We start from the raw sequence: 11,246 nt of genomic DNA on the forward strand, positions 1-11,246 counted from the left end.
GTCCTGAACGGGGTTAGTAAAAAGGCTAAAAAAGGCCCACCGCTTCCTTCTCGGAAGCGATGGGCCTTATGAGGAGACTCCGTTCGCCGCGCATCCGTGGCGTCTCGCAGACAGCCAGCTACATCAAAGACTTATAGACCTCGACGGTCTGCTGAGCGATGTTCTCCCAGCTAAACACATCTTCAGCGCGCTTCTTACCCGCCTGGCCAACCTTGGCAGCGCGGTCGCGGTCGGCGACCATGTTGTTGACAGCGGCAGCGATGCCTCGTTCGAAGCCCTCCGGATCGGACTCGTCGTAGTGAACCAGAGTGCCGGTTTCACCATCGACGACAACCTCCGGAATACCGCCGACATCAGAGGCGACAACGGCGGTGCCACAGGCCATAGCCTCGAGGTTAACGATGCCCAGCGGCTCGTAGATGGACGGGCAGACGAAGGAATCCGCGGCCGTCAGAATCTCCTGGATCTTCTCCTTCGGCAGCATGTCCTGCACCCAGAAAATGCCATCGCGCTTCTCCTGGAGGTCATGGACGAGCTGCTCAGTCTCCTTCGCGATTTCCGGGGTGTCCGGAGCGCCGGCGCACAGAACGAGCTGCACACCGTCGTCGAAAAGCGATGCGGCCTTGACCAAATGAGCGACACCCTTCTGACGGGTGATGCGGCCGACGAACGCGACCATCGGGCGAGACGGGTCAACGCCGAGCTCCTCCAGGACAGACCAGCCGTTCTGTTCCTTGGACTCTTCCCACGTCGGGCGCGGGTACCACAGCTCGGTGTCGATACCGTTCAGGACAACGTGGACCTTGTCGGGGGAGATACGCGGGTAGGCATCCAGGATGGCGTCCTTCATGCGCGCGGAAACAGCAATGACAGCGTCTGCGTACTCCATAGCATTGCGCTCGGACCAGCTGGAAACGTCGTAACCGCCGCCAAGCTGCTCGCGCTTCCATGGGCGGTGCGGCTCCAGTGAGTGCGCGGTTGCCACATGCGGAATGCCCTTGAGCAGACCAGTGAGGTGACCGCCCAGGCCCGAGTACCACGTGTGAGAGTGGACGACATCAATGTCGGTTGCCGCGGCGGCATTTGCCATGCGCAACCCCGTGGACAGCGTCTTAATCGAGGCGTTGGCATCCTTCAACTCCGGGTCAACGCCGTGGACATATACATCCGCCTCATCGCGAGGAGCACCCATGCAGTGCACATCGACGTCAACGCCGTCGAGGCCGCGCATGAAACGAGTCAGTTCAGTTACGTGAACACCTGCTCCGCCGTAAATCTCCGGAGGGTATTCCTTGGTCATCATGGCAACACGCATAGTTCCAGCGTAACCAGATTTGACAATTTCCGTCGCTTGATATGCCTGGGTGTGGGTAGCGGGGAGGGGAGACTGGCAGCGAGGAACGTAAATCGCATATAGGTTGGTTGGTGTGAGGAGTCAACCACATGTTTTGTCCATTGTCCTTGCCGGTGGCGAAGGCAAGCGTCTCTTCCCGCTGACGGAAGACCGCGCTAAGCCCGCCGTGCCTTTCGGCGGTAGCTATCGGCTTATCGACTTCGTGCTGTCGAACCTGGTCAACGCAGGTTTCTTGAAGATCTGTGTGCTGACCCAGTACAAGTCCCACTCGCTCGACCGTCACATTTCGCAGGCGTGGCAGCTGTCTGGCATCACCGGCCAGTACGTCACCCCGGTGCCGGCTCAGCAGCGTCTGGGTAAGCGCTGGTTCACCGGTTCGGCGGACGCGATTCTGCAGTCGCTGAACTTGGTTTACGACGAGGATCCGGAGTACGTCATCGTCTTCGGTGCCGACCACGTCTATCGCATGGATCCGCAGCAGATGCTGGAGGCCCACATCGAGTCTGGCGCTGGCGTGACGGTCGCTGGTATCCGCGTCCCGCGTTCTGAGGCCAGCGCATTCGGTGTCATCGATGCCGATGACAACAACCGAATCACCGAGTTCCTGGAGAAGCCGGCTGATCCGCCCGGCACCCCGGATGACCCGAACTCGACGTTCGCGTCGATGGGTAACTACATCTTCACTACCTCCGCGCTTATCGACGCTATTAAGCGTGACTCGGAAGATGAAAACTCCGACCATGATATGGGCGGAAACATTATTCCGATGCTGGTAGAGGAGGGCGAAGCTTTCGTCTGGGACTTCAAGGACAGCTACGTTCCGGGTGAGACCGAACGTGACAAGGGCTACTGGCGTGATGTCGGTACCATCGATGCCTTCTACGAGGCCAACATGGACCTGATTTCCGTCCACCCGGTGTTTAACCTCTACAACAAGAAGTGGCCAATCCACACCTTCTCAGAGGAGAACCTGCCTCCGGCCAAGTTTGTCCAGGGCGGTATTGCTCAGGCTTCGATGGTCGGTGCTGGTTCGATTGTCTCCGGTGGTACGGTCCGCAACTCGGTGATTAGCACCAACGTTGTGGTCGAGGATGGCGCGACGGTGGAGGGCTCGGTTCTCTTCCCAGGCGTTCGCGTCGGCCGCGGAGCAGTGGTTCGCCATGCGATTTTGGACAAGAACGTTGTAGTTTCCGACGGCGCCATTATCGGTGTCGATCCGGAGAAGGACGCAGAGCGCTTCAAGGTCAGCGCTGGTGGCGTTGTGGCCGTTGGTAAGAACCAGGTTATCTAGGCTGGTTGAGTCCGAGCGGCTGCAAAAGGCACGTACCGTGGGGTACGTGCCTTTTTCTTCTAACCCTTTTTGCTACCTAGTTGCTACCTAGTCCAAAAACTGGCAGCCCCAAAAATTATGGGCTTCGCATGTGAATACGGGCATGGGCTGCAAATGTGAAACTGTGCGAGTTTATGACACTTTCACGCCATTTTTCGGGCCATTTTTGTCATAAACGCAGTCAGTAAGTCGGCTCGACCCGTCGCCACCAACCATAAACGCAGTCAGTAAGTCGCAGTGGCCCATCGCTGCCGCTAGCCAGCCGGCCAACAGTAGAAAACTACTTCTTCACCAGCACAGTGGTGCCAGCTGCTAGAGGCAGGCGCATCACGTAAGCGTCGTCAAGCTGGAGCATGTATTCGTCGGCTTCGCGGGCAGCGACGGTGTCACGGTCAGTGCGTGACGAGTCAGCGACAGTGCCGTCGAGGAGCGCGCCGGTCAGGACGAGCGCGCCACCGGAGCGAAGCAGCGGCCAGGCCTTTTCCTGGGCGGCGCGGAGGATTGCCGGGGCGACGTCCAAGTAGACCAAGTCGTAGGAGTCGGCGGCCAGTCGATCCATGACCTCCAGTGGCTGCGAGGGCAGGAAGCGCTGTCGGTTGGGGCGGATGCCTGCGGCTCGGAAAGCGGACTTCGCCAGAGACTGGTGCTCGAGCTCCGGGTCGATGCAGGTGAGAACGCCGTCATCGCCGAGGCCGGCGGCCAGGTGCAAACCGACTACGCCTGCCGCAGGCGATGCGATGACAGCGGCGGGGTGACCGTCGCGGCGGGCGCTGGTCAGGGCCATGAGCGAGGTCAAAGCGGCGCCGGTCATCGTATCGGGGACGGCAACTCCGTATTCGCGAGCGCTCTCTCGGGCGCTTTCAAGGGCCTCGGAGACTACGGTCGTGTTGTTGACGTGCTGTGCAATAGCGTCACGTGCGGATAGCGGGGTAGCAGAAGAACTCGTTTCGGACACGCTTTATAGCGTAGGAAAAAACTCCGCTCAGGGCAGCGGGGCGCGCCGGTCAGTGCCGGACTAGGTGGGTAAACAAGCCTCAAACTTGTCTGGACTCTCAAACTATTTTCAGGGTAAGGTCACTACAAACCTAAGGTTGGTAAGGAACACTGAACTTCATGCCCGAACGAGTCAAGTCCGAACGAGTCAGCGCAGGCGCCAGCCGCGAGGACGCCGCGTCCGCTGACGTAACTGAGCAACTGTCCGGCACCGCGGCTTTTGACGCAGGTGTGGGGGAGATGCCGTCGTGGTCGGAGCTGGTTCAGGCCCACGCGGATAGTGTTTATGGGCTCGCATATCGGTTGACTGGTAACCAGCAGGACGCGGAAGACCTGACGCAGGAGACATTCATGCGTGTGTTCCGCTCGCTGAAGTCATACCGTCCCGGCACTTTTGAAGGCTGGCTGCATCGGATTACCACTAACCTGTTTTTGGATATGGTCCGGCATCGGCAGGTCATCCGGATGGAGGCGTTGCCGGAGAACTACGACCGTGTCCCGGGTACGCTGAAGACCCCGGAGCAGGCCGTCGATGACGCGATGCTCGACCCGGATTTGGAAATCGCGCTGGCTGAGCTGCAGCCGGACTATCGCGCGGTGGTTGTCCTCTGTGATGTGGTGGGGCTGACCTACGAGGAAATTGCCAGCACCCTTGGGCTCAAGATGGGCACTGTGCGTTCGCGTATTCACCGGGCACGTTCCAGCTTGCGGGCGACGTTGGAGCGCCTGGAGAAGGAACGACAGGAGCTGCCGGAGTCGGTCACCGCAGGCTAGATTTCCCGCACTCAATCCGCGGGAGTGGCTATTGTGGGGCTAGTTAAATAGGTGCGATTTCTGGAGGTGCTGCAGTCTGTGATTCAGCAGGGCGATGACAAGCGTTTTTTGTCAACGGAGCATCTCGGCACCGAGGCAATTGCCGCTTTTGTTGACGGCGAGTTGTCGGTCGTAGCTGAGCGTCGTGCGCAGGCGCACCTGATGGCATGCCCGGAATGTCGCCGGGAGGTCGCGAAGCAGCGGCAGGCGGCCAAGCGTCTGCGTGATAGCGCGCCCTTGCACATTCCAGCTGAGCTGCGCGCTCGTATTGCTGATTTCGCAGGCAGTTGCGAGGACTCAGAGCCCCATCGGTCGGCGCGGCATCTCGCGCACCGTCCGCCGGAGTCGCTGAGTGCCGCGTTGGAGCAGATTGTTCGCGGTTTTCGTAAAGGTGGTAGTCACTAGTGGGCAAACATCGCTCTTTCGATGATTCCGCGTTTGCCCCGGACTCCGATCGTGCCGCCGCAACTGGCGGGTTACAGCGTGCTCCAGGGCAGAAGCTTGACGACGACACCAGTGCCACCGCCCAAGAGTATTCGCCGTGGCAGGATTCGTCGTCACGCATGACGACGGGGCGTCCAGCCCGCAAACCCGAAGCGAAAAAGAAGCCTCGCCCGAAGACGGCTCCCCGCGTCAGCGCGCGGGAAGTGATTTTTGGCCGCGAGGTGCCGTGGCGTGTGATCGCGGCGTCGTCGGCCGTGGTGCTGCTCATTGGCGGTGTTGGCGGCTTTGTTGGCGGTTGGGCTGGCAAGACTTTCCGCTCGGACTACCAGCGTGTGGAGCTGCAGCAGATCGAGGGGCGGCCGGGCAACGGTGATTTGACTGAAATCGGCAAGGTGGCGGAGGCTCTTCGTCCCGCGGTGGTGTCGATTGCGGTCAGTGCCGGTGAGGTCTCGGGCGTGGGCTCGGGGTTTGTCATTGATGGTGACGGTCATATTTTGACGAATAACCACGTCGTTTCGGCGGTGGCGGACCGGCAGGATATGCAGGTCTCCGTAACGTTTTGGGACGGCGGCAAGCTGAAGGAAGTGCCGGCCAAGATTATTGGCCGCGACCCGAAGACCGACCTCGCCGTAATTAAGGTCGAAGATGTTGCGGGGCTGACCGTGGCGCAGCTTGGTGATTCCAACGCGGTTGCGGTCGGTGACACCGTGATTGCGATGGGCTCGCCGCAGGGGCTCGGCGGCACGGTGACCTCGGGAATTGTCTCCGCGCTTAATCGGCCGGTGCGCCTGGCCGCTGAAGGGACTGACACGGACGGCTACGCCGATGCGATTCAGACCGATGCCTCCATCAACCCGGGTAACTCCGGTGGTCCGCTGGTGGATATCCGCGGTGCCATTATCGGTATTAATACGGTGATTTTCAGTAGCTCGGGTGGCTCACAGGGGTTGGGCTTTGCGATTCCAATCAATTCAGCCGTTGCCATCGCGGAGCAGCTCATCGCCGGTGAGCAGCCGGTTCATCCGGGGATTGGCGTGACAGCGCGCACGGTTTCCAATGGCGCACTGACTGGTGCCGAGATTGCCAGCATCCTGCCGGGAGGTGTTGCCGACCGGGAAGGCCTGCAGGAAGGCGATGTGATTACGGCTGTGGGAGACCGCGCGGTATCGTCCGCAGATGAGCTCACGGTGGCGCTGTGGACTGTTGGCGCTGGTAATGAGGCGGTATTGAAGATCGTTCGCCACGGAGCCGAGCTGGAGGCGAAGATCACGCCGGAGTAGGGGGCGCTGGTTTCTGCGGATTTAGCAGATTTGGTGGATTTGGCCACGCAATGCTGCATGCGAGGTGCACTGTAACTAAGGTGGTATAACGTGTTTTCTAATGTTGGCTGGGGCGAGATTCTTGTCCTCTTTATCCTCGGACTAATTCTCATCGGACCTGAGCGGTTGCCGAAGGTAATTGAGGACGTCCGCGCATTGCTCTTGGCTGCGCGCACCGCAATCAATGACGCACGCGATAACCTCTCGGACGAGTTCGGCGAAGACTTCGACGATCTTCGCAAGCCGCTGCAGGAGCTCAACGATCTCCGTCGTCTCAACCCGAAGACCGCCATCACCAGGACGCTTTTCGACGGCGATGACACCTACCTGGACATGCTCTCCGGTAAGCCCGCAGCGGGTGGTGGCGGAACTGGTGCAGCCGGAGCTGCAGGAGCGGCCGGGCCTGCGGGTCAGCAGTACCAGCAGTCCAATACGAACCAGCCAGTGCAGCCGGCTCCGTCGCAGCAGCCGCTCCCGCAGCCGGGGACGTGGCAGGATCCAGTTGCCCAGGCCCGCCAACAGCAAGCACAGCAAACACCACAGCAGCCGCAACAACCTCAGCAGCCCCGTGGGGTGCAGGCCTGGGTCGACGACGACAACCTATAGAGGTTGCAAACCGTTCCCGACCGCAAGTTACTGACTAGGTTTATGACACTTTGAGCACAAATTTTGCCACGAAAGTGTCATAAACCTAGTCAGTAAGTGCACGCAGCCGCTTTGATGGATGCACCACCGAAAGCGCCCACAACACATACGCCCCAGACACCGCAGCCGCAAAAGCAGACGCCCCCTTCCCGGCACCGAAAATACCGGGGAGGGGGCGTCGCTGTGATCGTCGTAAAGCGAAGGCCTACTTCGGAGTTACGCCCAAGCCGAGCGACTTGCCTGCGAGCGACTCGCGACGAACAACCAGCTTGTCAGCGATAGCGTTCAGGGCCTCGCCCGCGCCCGAATCCGGCTTGGACAGGACAATCGGGGTGCCCTTGTCGCCGCCTTCGCGTAGCTCTGTGTCCAGCGGCACCTGGCCGAGCAGCTCGACCTTTCCGCCGGTGATCTGGGTAAGACGACGGGCAACGGTCTCGCCGCCACCTGCGCCGAAGACCTCCATCTTGGAGCCGTCCGGCATCTCCATCCAGCTCATGTTCTCGATGACACCGGCGATGCGCTGGCGGGTCTGCAGCGAAATGGTGCCGGCGCGCTCTGCGACCTCGGCGGCGGCCATCTGCGGGGTAGTAACAATCAGCAGCTCAGCGTTCGGCACGAGCTGCGCCACGGAGATGGCGATGTCGCCGGTTCCCGGGGGCAGGTCGAAAAGCAGGACGTCCAGGTCGCCCCAGAACACGTCTGCGAGGAACTGCTGGATAGCGCGGTGCAGCATTGGCCCACGCCAGACAACCGGTGCGTTGTCGTCGACGAAGTGTCCGATAGAAATCAGTGACACGCCGTGCGCCTGCGGAGGCATAATCATGTCGTCGACCTGGTGCGGCTTTTCCTCGGAGCCCATCATGTGCGGGATGGAGTGTCCGTAGACGTCGGCATCGAGGACACCGACAGAAAGGCCCTTCGCGGCCAGCGCGGCGGCGAGGTTCACGGTCACGGAGGACTTACCGACGCCACCCTTACCGGAGGCGACGGCGAACACGCGGGTGCGGGAGTCCGGCTGGGCGAATGGGATCACCGGCTCGGAGGCGGTGCCGCGGACGGCGTTGCGGAACTCGCGGCGCTGCTCGTCATTCATCACATCGGTGGTGACGGTGACGTTGCCAACGCCCTCGATACCGTTCAGCGCCTCTTCGGTGCGCTCGATGATGGTGTTTTTCATGGGGCAACCGGCAATGGTGAGGTAAATCTCCACGGCCACGTCATTGTTGTCCGCCACCGAGATGGACTTGACCATGCCAATCTCGGTAATCGGGCGACGTACCTCAGGATCTTCGACCTGCGCCAGGGCGGTGCGAACTTCAGCTTCAGTAATCGTAGACATTATGTAGTGAATCTTATCGTGAGACCCCGCAAGACAAAGAACTACTGACAAAATCAGTAGTTTGCCGCTTTACGACGGTCACAGCGACCAACCCTTCCGGCAAGAGCGGTGGCGGTGGAATGGGCGGCGGACCAGTCGGTGGAACAATTGCCAATCGTCTGACGTTGTCCTTGATAGAACGCCTTTTGGCGATAGTTTTAGCAATATTTTCAGCAACTGAGTCACCATTTACTGTGACAACAACTGCAAGGGAACGGTGAGAGTACCGATGGCAAATGGGGAAGCGGGCAGCGGTTGGGGGAGCGGCCGGGAACAGAGCATGAAGTCCCGGTTGCCTCAGCGCCAGGTGCCCGAGGGGTGGCCGGTGGGCAGTTTCACCAACTACTCCGACGCGCAGGCGGCGGTGGATTCGCTCAGTGATCGCGATGAGTTCCCGGTTTCCGACCTCACCATCGTCGGTGTTGACCTGATGCAGGTGGAGCGCGTAGTCGGCAGGCTGACCTGGCCGAAGGTGCTCGGCGGCGGCGCACTGTACGGCCTATGGATGGGCCTGTTCTTCGGCCTGATTCTGGGGCTTTTCCAGGAAGATTGGGTGAGCCCGCTGATTGTTGGCCTCGGTATGGGCGCCATCTTCGGCATCGTGCTGGCCGCAGTTCCGTACGCAATGCAAAACGGCAAGCGGGATTTCTCGAGCACAACGGAGATTGTTGCCCGTCGCTACGACGTCCTGTGCAATCCCCGCAATGCCGAGCGGGCCCGTGACCTGTTGGCGCAGCGGGCGCTCGGTGGGAATCGCGGGTAGGTTGCTGTATCCGTCGTAAAGCGATGCCTGCCAGAAGCAGTACCTACAGCCACTTGTTGCGGCGCAGGACCCACACCAAAAACGCCACGATGGCAAACATGATGGCGAGGACGATGAAGTAGCCGTACTCCCAGTGCAGCTCGGGCATGTGGTCAAAGTTCATGCCGTAGATGCCGGCCAGGGCGGTCGGGACGGCGAGAATAGCCGCGTACGCCGAGATGGTACGCATATCCTGGTTCTGCTGCAGCTGGATTTTCACGGCGGCGGCGTCGATGAGGGCGGAGAGTCGTTCGTCGAGTCCGGAGACGAGGTCCGCGGCGGCGAGCTGGTGGTCGAGAACATCGGAAAGGTAACGGCTGACGTCCTTAGGCATGATGTCTTCCCGCAGATTCATCAGGGAGCGCAGCGCCGGTGTCAGCGGATCGATCGCGTGGCGCATCTCCAGGATCTCTCGTTTGAGGATGTAAATGTCCTCAATATCCGAATCCAAGTTCGGCTCGAAGACTTCGTCTTCCATGATCTCCACGCGATCTTCCAGCTGCATCGCGATGCGCAGGTACGCGTCGACGAGGTTGTCCGTCAGCGCCCACAGCACGCCCGCGGGGCCGTAGTCGATGGCGTCGGTGGTGTTCTCCACGCGTGCGCTAATGCGCTGCATATCCGAGCTCGGCATGCCCATGCGAATGGTGATGACGTACTCCGGGCCGATGACAATCATCAGCTGGCCAGAGCGAATGATCTCATTTTCGTCATCCGCGAGACCTTCCGGGGAGTAGTGAATCGAGCGAATTACAAAAACCACGTGATCATCGTGGATCTCAATCTTGGGGCGCTGGCGGTTAGTCAGTGCGTCCTCCACCGTCAGCTCATCCAGTCCGTAAAGCTCGGCGATGGCGTCCATCTGTGTCGCGTTGGGGCGCGACAATGACAGCCACGTGAAGCCCTCGCCAAAAATCCGTACCTCGGACAGCCCGGAGAAGTGGTCGTAGGTGCCGGGCAAACGCTTGCCACCGATGTAGACGCCACAATCGCGCAGGGCATCGCGCACCGCCCTCGACTGTCCTGTTCCTGTGCTTGACGACGAGCCGTTGGTGCGCGTCACCTTCGAGACAGCCGACTTCGCTGCGGATTTAGCCGCATTCGTCGCCCGAGCGGTTTTACCGGGTTTTGCTGTGGCCGACGGTTTTTGGCTTTGACTGGCCGAGCTCGTTCGCGGATTGCGAGCCTTCGCCGAAGCGCTGATGTTGCGGCTTTTCTCTTCGCCCATTCTGGGTGACCTCACAATCCGTTCGTAGGTTACGCTGGTGTCGATGATTGATTTTAGACGTGCGAACGCCGGGTTCCACTTTCGCATCCGCTCAATGGGGTGCAAGGGTAGCTCCACGGCTACTGCGTGCACTTTTACCGCCCTGGCATTGGTCACTGGGGCGACGGGGTTCGGTCTTGCCGCATGTTCTGATTTGGATCCGCAGATGCCCGTTCCTCCCGAGCAGGAGGCGGTAGTGACTGTCGGGGCAGACCTACGCAACCCTGAGCAAGCAGCTCTTGCGTACGTGTATGCGCAGAGCTTTGAGAGAATAGGGCGGCAAGCGGAGGTCGTCGGCATTCGCAATGCTGACGACCGGTTGCGGGCCGTACGCAATGAAGCGGTCCTGGTCTCCTTCGGATGCACAGGTGAGCTACTCGGCCTGAGCGACCCTGCGTCGGCGGCTTCACTGGCGGAGGAATACGCCGACGACTCCACCCCGGACAAGCAGTTCAGCGGAGAGTGGCGCGACCGCGTGTACGACGCATTTTCGCGGTCGCTGCCGGGCGAAGTAATGGCCACCGACGCGGGCATGGCACAGGGCTGCGCGGATCTGTCAGCTGACAATGCTGGGGCTGACTTGCCGCAATGGCTTGTGCCTTTCTACGTCAAGCCAGCGCTGGACCGAGATGATCGAGTCCGCGTGCTCAATGAGATAGCGGGTTCGCTGAGCACTGAGGACTTAAAGCTGATGACCCGGGCTGTGGCTGGTGGCGCCAGCCCTGAGTTGGTCGCTCAGGAGTGGCTGGATAAGGCGTAGTCGGGGTGGCGGGGGCTAGTTGTGGCGGTATCGGACGTGTATCTGCTGTTGGCTGCCGCCAAGTTTGTTGATTAACCCATGAATGCGGGCTGCAAATGTGAAACTGTGCGAGTTTATGACACTTTCATGCCATTTTTCGGG

Annotated in this window: 11 protein-coding genes; 7 read left to right on the forward strand and 4 right to left on the reverse strand. The window is 60.5% G+C overall.

Translation table 11 applies throughout. From position 1 onward, the window contains the following. Positions 1–118: 118 nt before the first annotated feature. The gene (glgA, locus tag CHU70_RS07995) at positions 119–1,315 is read right to left on the reverse strand and encodes a glycogen synthase (RefSeq protein WP_070546826.1); all 1,197 of its coding nucleotides are present in this window, start codon (positions 1,313–1,315) and stop codon (positions 119–121) included. A gap of 112 nt (positions 1,316–1,427) precedes the next feature. Here glgA and glgC point away from each other — a divergent pair, with 112 nt between their 5' ends. Next, a complete protein-coding gene (gene glgC / locus CHU70_RS08000) occupies positions 1,428–2,645 on the forward strand; it encodes a glucose-1-phosphate adenylyltransferase (protein ID WP_042388575.1) in 1,218 nt (405 codons plus the stop codon). 319 nt (positions 2,646–2,964) lie between these two features. Here the strand turns inward: glgC and CHU70_RS08005 are convergent, their stop codons facing one another. Next, complete coding sequence (locus CHU70_RS08005; protein WP_049193703.1) at positions 2,965–3,639, reverse strand: O-methyltransferase; 675 nt, start codon at positions 3,637–3,639, stop codon at positions 2,965–2,967. A gap of 158 nt (positions 3,640–3,797) precedes the next feature. Here CHU70_RS08005 and sigE point away from each other — a divergent pair, with 158 nt between their 5' ends. The 4 genes from sigE (at position 3,798) to tatB (ending at position 6,859) form a co-directional block, all read left to right on the forward strand. Beyond that, positions 3,798–4,451, forward strand: coding sequence for an RNA polymerase sigma factor SigE (sigE, locus tag CHU70_RS08010; protein WP_049193704.1), 654 nt, complete (start codon positions 3,798–3,800; stop codon positions 4,449–4,451). Between the two features lie 51 nt (positions 4,452–4,502). Next, positions 4,503–4,895 (forward strand): anti-sigma factor, encoded by a 393-nt coding sequence (locus CHU70_RS08015; protein ID WP_052317810.1) that lies wholly within the window; start codon positions 4,503–4,505, stop codon positions 4,893–4,895. Further along, complete coding sequence (locus CHU70_RS08020) at positions 4,895–6,214, forward strand: S1C family serine protease (RefSeq protein ID WP_070652891.1); 1,320 nt, start codon at positions 4,895–4,897, stop codon at positions 6,212–6,214. The genes CHU70_RS08015 and CHU70_RS08020 overlap by 1 nt, the downstream gene beginning before the upstream one ends. A 90-nt stretch (positions 6,215–6,304) precedes the next feature. Beyond that, positions 6,305–6,859: a Sec-independent protein translocase protein TatB gene (gene tatB, locus CHU70_RS08025; RefSeq protein ID WP_070429355.1), complete on the forward strand. Its 555-nt coding sequence runs from the start codon at positions 6,305–6,307 to the stop codon at positions 6,857–6,859. Between the two features lie 244 nt (positions 6,860–7,103). Here the strand turns inward: tatB and CHU70_RS08030 are convergent, their stop codons facing one another. Beyond that, entirely contained in the window at positions 7,104–8,237 is a 1,134-nt protein-coding gene (locus CHU70_RS08030; RefSeq protein ID WP_049193006.1) for an Mrp/NBP35 family ATP-binding protein, read from the reverse strand. Between the two features lie 319 nt (positions 8,238–8,556). Here CHU70_RS08030 and CHU70_RS08035 point away from each other — a divergent pair, with 319 nt between their 5' ends. Then, a complete protein-coding gene (locus CHU70_RS08035; RefSeq protein ID WP_042388577.1) occupies positions 8,557–9,039 on the forward strand; it encodes a general stress protein in 483 nt (160 codons plus the stop codon). A gap of 43 nt (positions 9,040–9,082) precedes the next feature. Here the strand turns inward: CHU70_RS08035 and CHU70_RS08040 are convergent, their stop codons facing one another. After that, positions 9,083–10,306 (reverse strand): magnesium and cobalt transport protein CorA, encoded by a 1,224-nt coding sequence (locus CHU70_RS08040; RefSeq protein ID WP_147719108.1) that lies wholly within the window; start codon positions 10,304–10,306, stop codon positions 9,083–9,085. A 43-nt stretch (positions 10,307–10,349) separates the two neighbouring features. Between CHU70_RS08040 and CHU70_RS08045 the strand changes: the two genes are divergently transcribed. Next, the gene (locus CHU70_RS08045; protein WP_069358843.1) at positions 10,350–11,105 is read left to right on the forward strand and encodes a hypothetical protein; all 756 of its coding nucleotides are present in this window, start codon (positions 10,350–10,352) and stop codon (positions 11,103–11,105) included. Positions 11,106–11,246: the final 141 nt, after the last annotated feature.

The organism is Corynebacterium sp. LK10 (genome assembly GCF_008042455.1).
Classification (GTDB): Bacteria; Actinomycetota; Actinomycetes; order Mycobacteriales; family Mycobacteriaceae; genus Corynebacterium; species Corynebacterium jeikeium_D.

Coding starts and splice junctions, on each gene's coding strand:
- CHU70_RS08045 (WP_069358843.1), top strand. CDS start 10,350: ATGATTGATTTTAGACGTGCGAACGCCGGGTTCCACTTTCGCATCCGC.
- CHU70_RS08035 (WP_042388577.1), top strand. CDS start 8,557: ATGAAGTCCCGGTTGCCTCAGCGCCAGGTGCCCGAGGGGTGGCCGGTG.
- CHU70_RS08040 (WP_147719108.1), bottom strand. CDS start 10,306: ATGGGCGAAGAGAAAAGCCGCAACATCAGCGCTTCGGCGAAGGCTCGC.
- CHU70_RS08030 (WP_049193006.1), bottom strand. CDS start 8,237: ATGTCTACGATTACTGAAGCTGAAGTTCGCACCGCCCTGGCGCAGGTC.
- glgA (WP_070546826.1), bottom strand. CDS start 1,315: ATGCGTGTTGCCATGATGACCAAGGAATACCCTCCGGAGATTTACGGC.
- sigE (WP_049193704.1), top strand. CDS start 3,798: ATGCCCGAACGAGTCAAGTCCGAACGAGTCAGCGCAGGCGCCAGCCGC.